This is a genomic window from Actinacidiphila alni (assembly GCF_900112845.1).
Classification (GTDB): Bacteria; Actinomycetota; Actinomycetes; order Streptomycetales; family Streptomycetaceae; genus Actinacidiphila; species Actinacidiphila alni.
In genome coordinates, this window is record NZ_FONG01000014.1 from 58,580 (window position 1) to 72,638 (window position 14,059).

Annotated in this window: 13 protein-coding genes and 1 riboswitch; of the genes, 5 read left to right on the forward strand and 8 right to left on the reverse strand. The window is 70.8% G+C overall.

Features of this window, described 5'->3' with window-relative positions; translation table 11 throughout:
- Nucleotides 1–5: 5 nt before the first annotated feature.
- From BM076_RS22625 to thrC, 5 genes are all read right to left on the reverse strand, one after another.
- Complete coding sequence (locus BM076_RS22625) at nt 6–1,235, reverse strand: ATP-binding protein (RefSeq protein ID WP_107416978.1); 1,230 nt, start codon at nt 1,233–1,235, stop codon at nt 6–8.
- A 307-nt stretch (nt 1,236–1,542) separates the two neighbouring features.
- Nucleotides 1,543–3,168, reverse strand: coding sequence for a chaperonin GroEL (gene groL, locus BM076_RS22630; protein ID WP_093715499.1), 1,626 nt, complete (start codon nt 3,166–3,168; stop codon nt 1,543–1,545).
- 361 nt (nt 3,169–3,529) lie between these two features.
- Complete coding sequence (locus BM076_RS22635; protein WP_093715500.1) at nt 3,530–3,736, reverse strand: cold-shock protein; 207 nt, start codon at nt 3,734–3,736, stop codon at nt 3,530–3,532.
- A 468-nt stretch (nt 3,737–4,204) separates the two neighbouring features.
- Complete coding sequence (locus BM076_RS22640; protein WP_093715501.1) at nt 4,205–4,480, reverse strand: MoaD/ThiS family protein; 276 nt, start codon at nt 4,478–4,480, stop codon at nt 4,205–4,207.
- Nucleotides 4,477–5,769, reverse strand: a complete 1,293-nt coding sequence (gene thrC / locus BM076_RS22645) for a threonine synthase (protein ID WP_093715502.1) — start codon at nt 5,767–5,769, stop codon at nt 4,477–4,479. Before thrC ends, BM076_RS22640 begins: the two co-directional genes overlap by 4 nt.
- 17 nt (nt 5,770–5,786) lie before the next feature.
- A riboswitch (SAM riboswitch) is annotated at nt 5,787–5,916 on the reverse strand.
- 183 nt (nt 5,917–6,099) lie between these two features.
- Here thrC and BM076_RS22650 point away from each other — a divergent pair.
- From BM076_RS22650 to BM076_RS22660, 3 genes are all read left to right on the forward strand, one after another.
- Entirely contained in the window at nt 6,100–7,068 is a 969-nt protein-coding gene (locus BM076_RS22650; protein WP_093715503.1) for a glucosyl-3-phosphoglycerate synthase, read from the forward strand.
- 284 nt (nt 7,069–7,352) lie between these two features.
- Complete coding sequence (locus tag BM076_RS22655; protein ID WP_093715504.1) at nt 7,353–8,780, forward strand: alpha,alpha-trehalose-phosphate synthase (UDP-forming); 1,428 nt, start codon at nt 7,353–7,355, stop codon at nt 8,778–8,780.
- 164 nt (nt 8,781–8,944) lie between these two features.
- Nucleotides 8,945–9,226: a hypothetical protein gene (locus BM076_RS22660; RefSeq protein ID WP_093715505.1), complete on the forward strand. Its 282-nt coding sequence runs from the start codon at nt 8,945–8,947 to the stop codon at nt 9,224–9,226.
- Nucleotides 9,227–9,233: 7 nt separating this feature from the next.
- Here BM076_RS22660 and otsB read toward each other — a convergent pair whose 3' ends face one another.
- The 3 genes from otsB to BM076_RS22675 form a co-directional block, all read right to left on the reverse strand.
- Nucleotides 9,234–10,082 carry a trehalose-phosphatase gene (otsB, locus tag BM076_RS22665; protein WP_093715506.1) on the reverse strand — a complete coding sequence of 283 codons (849 nt, stop codon included), beginning with the start codon at nt 10,080–10,082 and terminating at the stop codon, nt 9,234–9,236.
- Between the two features lie 87 nt (nt 10,083–10,169).
- Complete coding sequence (locus BM076_RS22670; RefSeq protein ID WP_093715507.1) at nt 10,170–10,412, reverse strand: DUF3263 domain-containing protein; 243 nt, start codon at nt 10,410–10,412, stop codon at nt 10,170–10,172.
- Between the two features lie 38 nt (nt 10,413–10,450).
- A complete protein-coding gene (locus tag BM076_RS22675; RefSeq protein WP_245796229.1) occupies nt 10,451–11,701 on the reverse strand; it encodes an extracellular solute-binding protein in 1,251 nt (416 codons plus the stop codon).
- A 225-nt stretch (nt 11,702–11,926) separates the two neighbouring features.
- Between BM076_RS22675 and BM076_RS22680 the strand changes: the two genes are divergently transcribed.
- Together BM076_RS22680 and nagA are read left to right on the forward strand one after the other, a co-directional pair.
- On the forward strand, nt 11,927–12,859 hold the full coding sequence (locus BM076_RS22680) for an ROK family protein (protein WP_093715509.1): 933 nt from the start codon (nt 11,927–11,929) through the stop codon (nt 12,857–12,859).
- Nucleotides 12,859–14,022 carry an N-acetylglucosamine-6-phosphate deacetylase gene (gene nagA, locus BM076_RS22685; protein WP_093715510.1) on the forward strand — a complete coding sequence of 388 codons (1,164 nt, stop codon included), beginning with the start codon at nt 12,859–12,861 and terminating at the stop codon, nt 14,020–14,022. Before BM076_RS22680 ends, nagA begins: the two co-directional genes overlap by 1 nt.
- Nucleotides 14,023–14,059 lie beyond the last annotated feature (37 nt).

The following is a 14,059-nucleotide window of genomic DNA, read 5'->3' on the forward strand; positions in this document are numbered from 1 at the left end:
CCCGGTCACTGGGCGTCCTGCCCTTCGCTGCTCGCGTTGACGGAGTCGACGCCGTTGATGCCGCTGATGCCGTTGCCGCCCCTGGTCCCGTTGCCGCCGACGCCGTTCACCGAGCGGCGGCCGGACAGGGTGCCGCGCTGGAAGGCGCCCATCCGGGAGGCGGCCTCGACGCTGTCGCGGACCGGCTCGGGGGCCGGCGCCGCTCTCTCCTCGGCGCGGTCCTCGGCCGTGGGCACTATCGAGATCGGGTGCCGGAAGCGGCGCCGCTTGGGCAGTCCGCCGAAGGTGGTCGCCTGCACCGGCGGCTCGGGTTCGGTCTCCGCCGCCACCGGCTCGGACTCGTCTCCCACGGCGGGGGTCTCCTCGGGCTCGATGGTGGTGGTGAGGAGTTCGTCGGGGAGCAGCAGGACGGCGCGGACGCCGCCGTACGGGGAAGTGGAATCCACCGAGACGCTGAATCCGTAACGGGTGGCGAGGACGCCGATCACCGCGAAGCCGAATTGCGGCGGATTTCCGAGGCCGGAAACACCGGGGGTGACCCGGCCGGTGAGGAGATCGCCCGCCAGGGTTTTCTCCTCGTCGCTCATGCCGACACCGGCGTCGTCGACGACGATGCAGACGCCTTTCGGCACGGGCTGGATATTGATCTCGATCGACGTTTCCGGCGCGGAATAGCTGGTGGCGTTGTCGAGGAGTTCGGAAAGCGCGAGGGCCACCGGTTCGACGGCCCGGCTGACGACCGCGAAATTGCTCTGCGAGCGGATTTCCACGCGGGTGAAGTGCCGGATACGGCCTTTCGCGCTGCGCACCACGTCGTAGACGGAGGCGGCGTTCTTGCGGCGGCCGAGCCAGCCGTCGCACAGGACCGCGATGGACTGCGCGCGCCGGGTGAACTGAGCGTTGCCGTGGTCGACGTCCAGCAGGCCCTTGAGGGCCGCGTGCTCGCCGTTCTCCCGCTGGAGCTTGGCGATCGCCACCTGCTGCTCGCCCGCGAGGCCCTGGAGGGTCCGCATCGCGGCCTTCAGCACGCTCTTGGTGCCCTCCTCGGCCCGCCGCATGGCCTCGTCCACGATCTGCTCGCGGCCGGCTTCCAGGGAGGCGCGGCGTGCCGACTGCTCGGCCAGCGCCGCTCGTAGCTTCGCATTCGTTTTCCTGCCCATCGCTATCGCGGTCGCGGCGACAGGAGTACCTGCGATCAGGCCCCAAAGTGCTGGATCATGTAAGTAGGACGTCATGAGGCTCTCTTCGGGCGAGGGGCCGCCATTTGCGGAATCTCTTTCAAATCCGAACAAAATTGCGGAACACTTGCGCATGACACTTGCCAAGCGATGCGAGCCTAGCAGCCTGTGTGACGGCCGGTACCACGGATTCCTGTTCTCCTACCGGCATCTGACGGTAATTAAACAATGCCCCGTTTTGGCACCGTATTGTCGGGGTTTGCCCGGAGCGTACCGAACAAAAAGACGGCACCCCCGGCAGGACCGGGGATGCCGTCTTCGTGGTCTCGCTGACCCTGTCCGGCCCTCGCGGGCCGGGGCCGGATCAGAAGTCCATGTCACCGCCGGGCATGCCGCCCGGAGCACCGGCCGGGGCGGCCTTCTCCGGCTTGTCGGCGATGACCGCTTCGGTGGTGAGGAAGAGCGCGGCGATGGAGGCCGCGTTCTGCAGCGCGGAGCGCGTGACCTTCGCCGGGTCGATGATGCCCTCGGCGATCATGTCGACGTACTCGCCGGACGCGGCGTTCAGGCCGTGGCCGACGGGCAGGTTGCGCACCTTCTCCACGATGACGCCGCCCTCGAGGCCGCCGTTGACGGCGATCTGCTTGAGCGGGGCCTCCAGCGCGAGCTTCACGGCGTTGGCGCCGGTCGCCTCGTCGCCGTCCAGCTCCAGCTTCTCGAAGACCGCGGACGCCTGGAGCAGGGCCACGCCACCGCCGGCGACGATGCCCTCTTCCACGGCGGCCTTGGCGTTGCGCACCGCGTCCTCGATGCGGTGCTTGCGCTCCTTGAGCTCGACCTCGGTGGCGGCACCGGCCTTGATGACGGCCACGCCGCCGGCCAGCTTCGCCAGGCGCTCCTGGAGCTTCTCGCGGTCGTAGTCGGAGTCGCTGTTCTCGATCTCGGCGCGGATCTGGTTGACCCGGCCGGCGACCTGCTCGCTGTCACCGGCGCCGTCGACGATGGTCGTCTCGTCCTTGGTGATGACCACGGTACGGGCGCGGCCGAGCAGGTCCAGGCCCGCGTTCTCCAGCTTGAGGCCGACCTCCTCGGAGATGACCGTGCCACCGGTGAGGATGGCGATGTCGCCGAGCATGGCCTTGCGGCGGTCGCCGAAGCCCGGGGCCTTGACGGCGACGGACTTGAAGGTGCCGCGGATCTTGTTGACCACCAGGGTCGACAGGGCCTCGCCCTCGACGTCCTCGGCGATGATCAGCAGCGGCTTGCCGGACTGCATGACCTTCTCCAGCAGCGGGAGCAGGTCCTTCACCGCGGAGATCTTGGAGTTGACGATCAGGATGTACGGGTCGTCGAGCGACGCCTCCATCCGCTCCAGGTCGGTGGCGAAGTAGGCGGAGATGAAGCCCTTGTCGAAGCGCATGCCCTCGGTGAGCTCGAGCTCGAGCCCGAAGGTCTGCGACTCCTCGACGGTGATGACGCCTTCCTTGCCGACCTTGTCCATGGCCTCGGCGATCAGCTCGCCGATCTGGGTGTCGGCGGCGGAGATGGAGGCGGTGGAAGCGATCTGCTCCTTGGTCTCCACGTCCTTGGCCTGCTCCAGCAGGGCGGCGGAGACGGCCTCGACGGCCTTCTCGATGCCGCGCTTGAGGGCCATCGGGTTGGCGCCGGCCGCGACATTGCGCAGGCCCTCGCGGACCAGGGCCTGGGCCAGCACGGTCGCGGTGGTGGTGCCGTCACCGGCGACGTCGTCGGTCTTCTTGGCGACTTCCTTGACCAGCTCGGCGCCGATCTTCTCGTACGGGTCCTCCAGCTCGATCTCCTTGGCGATGGAGACACCATCGTTGGTGATCGTGGGGGCGCCCCACTTCTTCTCAAGGACGACGTTGCGGCCCTTGGGGCCGAGGGTGACCTTGACGGCGTCGGCGAGCTGGTTCATCCCGCGCTCGAGACCGCGCCGTGCCTCCTCGTCGAACGCGATGATCTTTGCCATGTGAAGTGTCCTCCGCGGACTGGGTTTCCCCGCCGGAAGCGAGGGGCGACGGCTCGGACCGTGTGGCGCCCGCGACGGACGGCCTGCCGTGTCCACCGGTTCCTTCCCGGTGTCCCGGCGGGCCTCACCGACCCGGTCCTTCAGCACTCTCACGCGGAGAGTGCTAACGCCAATGATTAGCACTCGACCCCATCGAGTGCAAGCGCCTGTGGACAACTCCGGGGCCGGTACGGGGGGATTTGGTTCGCGCGCGCCCGCGCGTACCCGAGGCTTCCGGACGCACGAAGGGCCCGTCCCCCTCGGAGGTACGGACCCTAGGTGCGTGAGTGCGTCGCTTCGGTCGCCGAGCGCGCCCGCGCCGTCAGGCGGTGGCCAGCCGGACCATGTCCGCCTGCGGCCCCTTCTGACCCTGCGAGATCTCGAACTCGACCCGCTGGCCTTCTTCGAGGGTGCGGTAACCGTCCATCTGAATCGCGCTGTAGTGGACGAAGACATCCGCACCACCGTCGACCGCGATGAAGCCGTAGCCCTTCTCCGCGTTGAACCACTTGACGGTGCCCTGAGCCATTCCTAACTCCCCTATTACTGGCCCTATCGCGGCCCCGCACTCCGCGGGTCCGGGTCAGACCTCACCTCCGGGAAGGCCCCTTACGTGGGACAGGGGACCCCTGGCGGTGTGCGCCGGAACGCGTCGACCGCGGCTGAATGTATCTGCACGGATGCCCTCTGCAACAGGTCAATCGGACGAGAATTCGGGGACCGATCCATCGGAAATAGCCCGGAAAAAGGCATTATGGCGGGGCATCCCGGACCGGACATAGGCCGCATCGGCGACAATCCGAACGTGAATTTGGCGATAAACCGCCGCACCGACCGTCGCGGGCGGCAACTTGCCCGTGGCAACCGTACAACGCTTCAACTACCGCCCCGGACACGGGCCGCCCGCCGCCGTTCCCGTCACGGAATGCGCCGTGCCCCGCCCACCCGAAATGGGTGGACGGGGCACGGATGCGCAGGTCGGGTCGGACGGAATGGATCAGCCGCCGGCGACCGCCGGAATGATCGAAACACTCGCGCCGTCCGGCACCGCGGTGGCGAGACCGTCGGAAAAGCGCACATCGTCGTCGTTGACATAGACGTTCACGAAACGACGGAGTTTTCCGGTGTCGTCGAGAACACGCGCGGAAATGCCCGCGTGATTGTTCTCCAGCGACTCGATGACCTCGGCCAGGGTGCCGCCCTCGGCGGGCACCTCGGCCTGGCCGCCGGTGTAGGTGCGCAGGATGGTGGGGATACGTACGGAAGCACTCATGCGAGGCCAGCCTCTCGGAACGCGTCAAGGGTCGGGCGGATGATGGCGGTCGGACCGGTGGTCGGCGCCACCGCGTCCAGGGTCTTGAGGCCGTCGCCGGTGTTGAGCACGACGGTCTCGGCGGCCGGGTCGAGCTGCCCGGTCTCGATCAGCTTCTTCAGTACGCCCACGGTCACCCCGCCCGCGGTCTCCGCGAAGATCCCCTCGGTGCGGGCGAGCAGCTTGATCGCGTCCACGATCTGCTCGTCGTCCACGTCCTCGACCGCGCCCCCGGTGCGCCGCGTGATGTCCAGCACGTACGGGCCGTCCGCCGGATTGCCGATCGCCAGCGACTTGGCGATGGTGTCCGGCTTCACCGGCCGTACGACGTCGTGCCCGGCCTTGTACGCCGCCGAGACCGGCGAGCAGCCCTCGGCCTGCGCCCCGTAGATCTTGTACGGCTTGTCCTCGACCAGGCCGAGCTTGATCAGCTCCTGGAGGCCCTTGTCGATCTTGGTGAGCTGGGAGCCCGAGGCGATCGGGATCACCAGGTTGTCCGGGATCCGCCAGCCGAGCTGCTCGCAGATCTCGTACGCCAGGGTCTTGGAGCCCTCGCCGTAGTACGGCCGCAGATTGACGTTGACGAAACCCCAGCCCTCGCCGACCGGGTCGCCGATCAGCTCGGAGCAGAAACGGTTCACGTCGTCGTACGAGCCCTCGATGCCGACCAGTTCGCCGCCGTAGACCGCGGCCATCACGACCTTGCCCTGCTCCAGGTCGTGCGGGATGAAGACGCAGGAACGGAAGCCCGCGCGGGCGGCCGCGGCGCCCACCGCGCCCGCGAGATTGCCGGTGGAGGAGCAGGACAGTGTGGTGAGGCCGAAGGTGCGGGCGGCCTCCAGGGCGATGGCCACGACCCGGTCCTTGAAGGAGTGCGTCGGGTTGCCGGAGTCGTCCTTGACGTGCAGGCCGCCGGTGATGCCCAGCTCACGGGCGAGGTTGTCGGCCTTGACGAGCTTGGTCCAGCCCGGGTGCAGATTGGGCTTGTCGGTGACGTCGGCCGGGACCGGCAGCAGCGGCGCGTACCGCCAGATGCTGGTGGGGCCCGCCTCGATCTTCTTGCGCAGCCCCTCCGGGTCGCCCAGCGGCAGGTCGTAGGCGACTTCGAGCGGCCCGAAACACTCCTGACAGGCGAAGACCGGGCTCAGCGGGAAGCGGGTGCCGCACTCCCGGCAGGACAGCGCGGCGGCCGGTCCGAAGGCGGGGACGTCGGTCTGGTCGGGGGTGGCGGCGACGGTCTGCACAGCCATGATGGCGAGGCCCTTTCTCCTCATCTTCCTTGTGACGGATGTCGCCACAAGACGGAATTGGCACCTTCCCCACCGTGTGACCTCGCGGTCGGCGGGAGGGTTGCCGGGGCTTCAACGGGCCGTTCCCTCTGCCCCTCTGGATGAGCGGTATGGCGCCCGGACGCGGTGGCGAGCACTGCCGTCCGCGGTGGCGCGTTTGTCCCGCGCTGGGACCCCCGGCATGCGGTGGTCATACGCGTTGTTCAAGACTGTAACCGACGAGCGTGACAGTTGAGATAGTCGTCCGAACGGCGAGATGGCCGGGACACGCCACACGAAGGGGACGCGACCGTGCTCGATGAGGTGGAGCGCTGGCTGGAGCGCCGGTCGTGGTCCGCTGCCGACCGGCCGCTCGATCTGCTGCTCGCCGCCAAACGGGCCGCGGGTCCGCGGGGCACCGTCAGCGTGGTGCTGCCCGCGCTGGACGAGGAGGCGACGGTCGGCGAGATCGTCGCGGCGATCCGCCGCGACCTGATGACGGACGAGGTGCCGCTGGTCGACGAGCTGGTCGTCGTCGACTCCGGCTCCCGCGACCGTACGGCGCAGGTCGCGGCGCGGGCCGGGGCCCGGGTGGTGCAGCGGGACGCGATCCTGCCGCGGCTGCCCGCGCTGCCGGGCAAGGGCGAGGTGCTGTGGCGGTCACTGCTGGTCACCAGCGGCGAGATCGTCTGTTTCGTGGACGCCGATCTGCGCTCCTTCGACTCGCGCTTCGTGTCCGGGATCGTCGGGCCGCTGCTCACCGAGCCGGGGCTGCGGCTGGTCAAGGCGATGTACGACCGGCCGCTGGAGACCGGCGGCGCGGTGGTGCCGGCCGGCGGCGGCCGGGTCACCGAGCTGGTCGCGCGCCCGCTGCTCAATCTGCACTGGCCGCGGCTGGCCGGCTTCGTGCAGCCGCTCGGCGGGGAGTACGCGGCGCGGCGCTCGCTGCTGGAACGGCTGCCGTTCCCCATCGGCTACGGCGTCGAGCTGGGCATGCTCATCGACTCCCTCTCCCTCGTCGGGCTCGACGCGCTCGGCCAGGTCGACGTCGGGGTGCGGCACCACCGGCACCAGGACGGGCAGGCCCTCGGGCGGATGTCCGCCGCCATCTACCGCACGGCCCACCTCCGGCTCTCCCGGGCGCCCCTGGTCCGCCCCCGCCTCACCCAGTTCCACCGCGCCCCCTCCGGCGGCTTCGCCCCCCTCACCCACCCCGTCGACATCGACGAACGCCCCCCGATGTGCCAGATCCCCGAATACCTCACCCGCCGCGCCGCCTAGCCCCTCCCGGGGGGGATGCGACGAACGAGGGTGCCCCTTCAGGGGCGCGGGGAACTGCGCGGCCCGCCCCCACCGGGCCGGTGGTCGCAAAACAACAGCGTCTGCCCCACTGGGGCGGTCTTTTACCCGCGCCACGGATGTGGCTGAGCGCGCAGTTCCCCGCGCCCCTGATGGTGAACGTCCTCCGCATGCGCGGGTACAGGGGCTGCGCCCCTGGGAGGCGCCCACGCGCCGTGGGAGGAAGGTCACGTTTGGCGGGGATCCTGCCTGGCTAGGCTCTGGGCATGGTCGCTGCTCAAGGTGCTGCCCGGATTCTGGTTGCCTCGAACCGGGGACCCGTCACCTATGCGGTGGACGAGCCCGGCGGGGAGCTGAGGAGCAGACGCGGCGGCGGCGGGCTGGTGTCGGGGCTGAGCGCGATCGGGCCCGACGCGGGAGCGGTGTGGGTGTGCGCGGCGCTCGGCGACGGCGACCGGGAGGCGGTGCGCCGGGGCGTCCACGAGCCGGGGTCGCGGATGATCGCGATCGACCCCGAGGTGTTCGCGGCGGCGTACAACGGCATCGCGAATTCGGTGCTGTGGTTCGTGCACCACCTGCTGTACCAGACGCCCTTCGAGCCGGTCTTCGACGAGGACTTCCGCGGCCGGTGGGCGGCGTACGAGACGTACAACACGGCCTTCGCCGACGCGCTGGCGGAGGAGGCGGCCGAGGGCGCGCACGTCCTGGTGCAGGACTACCACCTGGCCCTGGTCCCCACGCTGCTCCGCGAGCGCCGCCCCGACCTGCGGATCGGCCATTTCTCGCACACCCCGTGGGCGCCGCCGGACTACTACCGGCTGCTGCCGGACGACGTCGCCGCCGGTGTGCTGGAGGGCATCCTCGGCGCGGACCGTGCGGCCTTCCTGACCCGCCGCTGGGCTGACGCGTTCGCCGACTGCTGTGTGCGGGTGCTGGGCGCGACGCTGTCGGCGGACGGCCGCGAGGTGACCCACCGCGGCCGGACCACCCGGCTCGGCGTGCACGGCCTCGGCGCGGACGGTGACTTCCTGCGCGAGCGCGCGCACCGCCCCGACGTCGCCGACCGGATCGCGCGGCTGCGCGCGGAGACCGGCGCGGACCGCCGGCTGATCGTCCGGGTGGACCGCACCGAGCTGTCCAAGAACATCGTCCGCGGTCTGCTCGCCTACCGGCAGCTGCTGCGGGAGCGGCCGCAGTGGCGCGGCAAGGTGGTGCACGTCGCCTTCGCCTACCCCTCCCGGCAGGACCTGGCGGTCTACCGCGAGTACACCGAGCAGGTCGCCCGGCTGGCCGAGGAGATCAACGCCGAGTTCGGGGCGCCCGACTGGCAGCCGGTGCTGCTCAAGGTCGACGACGACTTCGCCCGCTCGCTGGCCGCCTACCGCCTGGCGGACGTGGCGCTGGTCAACCCGATCCGCGACGGCATGAATCTGGTCGCCAAGGAGGTGCCGGTGGTCTCCGACCACGGTGTCGCCCTGGTGCTGTCCCGTGAGGCGGGCGCCTTCGAGGAGCTGGGCGAGGACGCCCTGGTGGTCAATCCGTACGACATCCGCGAGACCGCCGCGGCCCTGCACACCGCCCTCACCCTGCCCGACGCCGACCGCGCCGCCCGCACCAAGCGCCTGGCCGACGCGGCGACCGCCCTCCCGCCGTCCCGCTGGTTCCTGGACCAGCTGCACGCCCTGGAGGACTGAGGGCGCGCCCCGCCCGCCGCGCCCCGCCCGCGCGGCGGGACATTGCGGTCAGCTTCTGTCCGTGGCGGTGAAGAGGGGCGTGCCGCACTCTCGCGCGGTTACCGCTCGCGCTGGGACACTCACCTTGTGTATACCGTGCAGCGCGGCGTCCGTGGTGGCGGGCGATGACGTACGAGCCGCAGAGCGGGGCGGCCGGTGGCAGGCACCGGCGGCCGTGCGGTTTCTGCCGGATCCATCCGGCGGACCTGCGGGATCGGGAGACGGGTCTGGTGTGGTGCCTGGGGTGCGCGTCGGACCTCATCCACACCGGTGACCCGATCACGGACTACGAGGAGTTCGACACGGGCGACCGCTACGGCGATCTGCTGGCCCGGCACGGCAGCGGTCTGTACACCGCCTTCCGCCGCCGCGGCGGCCCGGGCCGGCCGTACCCGGGCCAGGCGTAGGGAGCGCTCAGCCCTCCAGCGCGTCGGCGAGCGCGTCGAGCACCGCGACGACACCCTCGGGGCCCGGTACGGCGAGGTCGGCGTGCGCGAGCACGTCCATCGGGGTCTCGGCGGCGGCGCTGGCGACCAGCAGCCCCGGCAGGCCCTGCTCCTCGCGCAGCGACCGGACGGCGGCGAAGGCCGCGAGGTCGCCGAGGTCGTCACCGGCGTAGAGGACGGAGGCGGCGTCGGTCTCGCGCAGGTAGGCGGCGAGCGCGACGCCCTTGTCGACGCCGGGCGGCCGCAGTTCGAGGACGAAGCGTCCCGGTTCGACCATCAGGCCGTGCCGTTCGGCGAGTTCGGCGAGCGGGCCGCGCAGCGCCTCGAAGGCGGCGTCGGGGTCCTCGGTACGCCGGGTGTGCACGGCGACGGCGCGCCCCTTGTCCTCGATCCAGGTGCCGCGCCAGGAACCGTTGCGGTCGAGGAAGCCGGGCAGCTCCGCCCGTACGGAAGTGACGCCGGGGTGGTCGCCGGGGGTGTGCACGGAACCGGTGTGCGCGTCCCAGCGCTCCGCGCCGTAGTGGCCGAGCACCACCAGGTGTTCCAGGCCCGGGACCCCGGCGAAGCCGCCGTAGCGCACCGCGACCCCGGCCGGCCGGCCGGTGACGACGGCGACCGCGGCCAGGTGCGGGGCGAGCCGGACGAGGGCGGGGACGGCGCCGGGGTGCGCGCGGGCCTGCTCCGGGTCGGGCACGATCGGGGCGAGGGTGCCGTCGAAGTCGAGGGCGACGACGGCGCGTTCGGGCCGCGCGAGCAGCGCCGCGAGCCCTTCCTTTCCCTCGGGCGTGGTGGGGGTGAGGATGTCGGCGGAGGCCATGCAGCCGACCCTACCCGGGTCCCCCCGGCGCATGCCCGGCGTACGGTGGCACGCGTGCCGCGTACGGGCCGGCCGCCAGGACCGGGGCTACCGCTGGGCCCTGCGGACGTCGCGTTCGGCGCGCAGCCGGTTGACCGTCACCGGGTCGTGGGCGAGCGCGCGCGGGTCGTCCAGCAGGGCGTTGAGCAGCTGGAAGTACGCGGTCGGCGAGATGCCGAGCTCTTCGCGCACCGCCCGCTCGCGCGGGCCGGATCCGGTGAAGGTGCGGGCGGCGAGCGCCAGGACGGCGAGGTCCCGTGCAGAGAGCGGTTCCGCCGCCTCCGGTGCCATCGCCGTCCCGTTCCCGTCGTCGCCGGAGTTGGTTGTGACTACTTGCCCGAGTCGGTGGACAGCGCGAACCTCTGCAGGTCGGAGAGGACCGTCTTGGGGTCGCTGTGCACGGCCTGTCCGATGGTCTTCTTCACCTGGTCGCTGACCGGGCCCCACGAGGTCTTGTTGACCGGGTAGAAGCGGGCCTCGGGCAGCAGGTTGAGGAACTGCACCAGGTCCTTGTTCGCCGGATTCTTCCGCATCGCCTGGGACGCGGTGATCGTCACCGGCAGCAGACCGTATTCATTGAGGAACTTCAGCGAATTCTGCTCATTGAACACGTACTGGAGGAATTTGCCGTCGGCTTCCTTGTTGCCGTTCTGCTTGAACGCCATCATCCAGTCGGCGACGCCGAGGGTGTCGGTGGCCGGGCCGGTCTCGCCGGGCAGCGGGACGACGCCGACGTCGATGCCCGCGGCCTTGGCCTGGGTGAGCAGCGTGGGGTGGCCCATGACCATGCCGGCCTTGCCCGCCAGGAAGTCGGCGAAGGTGTCGCGGCGGTTGGTCTTGGCCGGGTCGGTCGGGCCGACCAGCTTGGCGTCGACGAGGTTCTTCTTGACCCAGGAGAACGCCTGCACATTGGCGTCGGAGTCGAAGGTGTAGCTGCCGACGGTGTCGGTGTAGCCGCCCTGCGCGCCGAGCATCCACATCATGGCCTCGGCCTGTGCCTCCTCGGTGCCCAGCGGCAGCCCGTAGGGCACCTTGACGCCGTCGGCCTTGAGCTTGACGGCGTCCTCCTTCAGCTCGTCCCAGGTCTCGGGGGCCTTGGTGATGTCCGCGTTCTTGAAGAGCTTCTTGTTGTAGAAGAACATGCGCGAGCTGGAGACGAAGGGTATGCCGTACTCGGTGCGGTCCACGGACCCGGCGTCGGCGAGCGACGGGATGAAGTCGGACTGCATGCTGATCGGGAACAGCTCGTCGGCGCTGTAGAGCTGGCTCTTGGCGGCGTAGGCGGCGTAGGACCCGATCTGCGCGATGTCGGGGGCCTTGTTCTCCTTGACCATCTGGGCGACCTTGTCGTCCACGTGGTCCCAGTCGATGATCTGGACGTCGACCTTGATGTGCGGGTTGCGCTCCTCGAAGGAGCGGGCGAGGTCGTCCCAGTAGACCTTGGAGCTGTTGTTGGTCTTGGGGTCGCCGTAGTCGGCGGCGACGAAGTGCAGGGTGACGTCGCTGTTCAGCGGTGAGTTGTTGCCGCACGCCGTGAGGGTCGTGATGGCCAGGGCGGACGCGATGCCGATCGCCGCCAAGCCGTGAAGTCGTCGCCGCTGCACCGTTCCTACCGCCTTCTTGCACACTTACGCACTACTGCTACGGAAGCGTCGAGTCTTCCCCACACCTTTGCCCAAGGTCTACACCATGAGTGGTCTCGCTTGCGCAACGGGTCCCCTGAAAGCCCCCGGAAATACCGTTGCGTGATCTTTCCTCGCCGAGTGGACTAGACCTTTATGGGTGCGAGACGCGAGACTGTTCCCGTGAGACATGTCATCGCCCTCGATGTGGGCGGCACCGGGATGAAGGCCGCCCTGGTCGCGGCGGACGGCACCCTGCTGCACCAGGCGCGCCGTCCGACCGGCCGGGAACGCGGCCCCGACGCCGTGGTCGCCGCGATCCTCGACTTCGCCGCCGACCTGCGCGACCACGGCGTCCGCGAGTACGGCGAGCCCGCCGCCGCGGCCGGTGTCGCCGTCCCCGGCATCGTCGACGACGTCAACGGGATCGCGGTCTACGCGGCGAACCTGAACTGGAAGGACGTCCCGCTGCGGGAGCTGCTCTCGCGGCGGCTGGACGGTGCTCCGGTGGCGCTCGGCCACGACGTGCGCACCGGGGGCCTGGCCGAGGGCCGGATCGGCGCGGGCAACGGCGCCGACCGCTTCCTGTTCATCCCACTGGGCACCGGCATCGCCGGCGCCATCGGCATCGACGGCCGGATCGAGTCGGGCGCGCACGGCTACGCCGGCGAGATCGGCCACATCGTGGTCCGCCCCGGCGGCCCGGAGTGCGGCTGCGGGCAGCGCGGCTGCCTGGAGGCGCTCGCCTCGGCCGCCGCGGTCTCCCGGGCCTGGGCGGCCGCCAGCGGCGACCCGGACGCGGACGCCGCCGACTGCGCCAGGGCCGTCGGCACCGGCGACCCGCGGGCGCTCGCGGTCTGGGGCGAGGCGATCAACGCGCTGGCCGACGGCCTGGTCACCGGTCTCACCCTGCTGGACCCGCGGGTGCTCATCATCGGCGGCGGTCTCGCCGAGGCGGGGGACACGCTCTTCGGGCCGCTGCGGGCGGCCGTGGAGGCACGCATCACCTTCCAGAAGCTCCCCCTCATCGTCCCCGCCGCGCTGGGGGACACCGCTGGATGCCTGGGCGCGGGCCTGCTCGCCTGGGATCTACTCTCCGTGGAGGTAACCGCCTGATGGCCCCCGTAACGACAACGCAGCGCACGGTGCTGGCGGGTGCCCGTGTGGTCCTGCCGTCCGGTGTGGTGGAAGGCGGCCGGCTGACCGTCGAGGGCGCCCGGATCGCGGCGAACGAGGCCGCCGAGCGGGAGTCGACGCTCACCGTGGACCTGGCCGGCCACACCGTCGTCCCCGGTTTCGTGGACATCCACAACCACGGCGGCGGCGGCGCGTCCTTCACCTCCGGCACCGCCGACGACATCCTCACCGGTGTGCGCACCCACCGCGAGCACGGCACCACCACGGTGGTCGCCTCCACCGTCACCAACGCGCTGGACGTACTGGCCCGGCAGGCGGCGCTGCTGTCGGAGCTGGTGGAGCAGGGCGACCTGGCCGGGATCCACTACGAGGGCCCGTTCATCTCGCCGTGCCGCAAGGGCGCGCACGACGAGGCGCTGCTGCGCGACCCCGACCCGGCCGATGTGCGCAAGCTCGTCGAGGCGGGCCGCGGCGCGGCCCGGATGGTCACCCTGGCGGCCGAACTGCCCGGCGGAATCGATTCCGTCCGGCTGCTGGCCGACCTCGGCGTGATCGCGGCGATCGGCCACACCGACGCGACCTACGAGCAGACGCTGGAGGCGGTGGACGCGGGGGCCACCGTGGCCACGCACCTGTTCAACGCGATGCCGCCGCTCCAGCACCGCGCGCCCGGCCCGATCGCGGCGCTGCTGGAGGACGAGCGGGTGACCGTCGAGCTGATCAACGACGGTACGCACCTGCACCCGGCGGTGCTGGAGCTGGCCTTCGGCAGCGCGGGCGCGGACCGGGTCGCGTTCATCACCGACGCGATGGACGCGGCCGGCTTCGGCGACGGGCACTACGACCTGGGCCCGATGAAGGTCGAGGTGCTGGACGGCGTCGCCCGGCTGGTGGAGGGCGGCTCGATCGCCGGCTCCACGCTCACCCTGGACACCGCCTTCAAGCGGGCGGTGACGCTGGACGGGCTGTCGCTGAACGACGCGGTCAAGGCGATCTCCACCAACCCGGCGCGGCTGCTGGGTCTGGCCGACCGGATCGGCACGCTGGAGCCCGGCAAGGACGCGGACCTGGTGGTGCTGGACGCGGCGTACGACCTGGTGGGTGTCATGCGGAAGGGCGAATGGGTGGTCCGGCCGCACTGAGGCCGCCGGTTTCCCCGGGGGGTTCGTCCGGATTCCG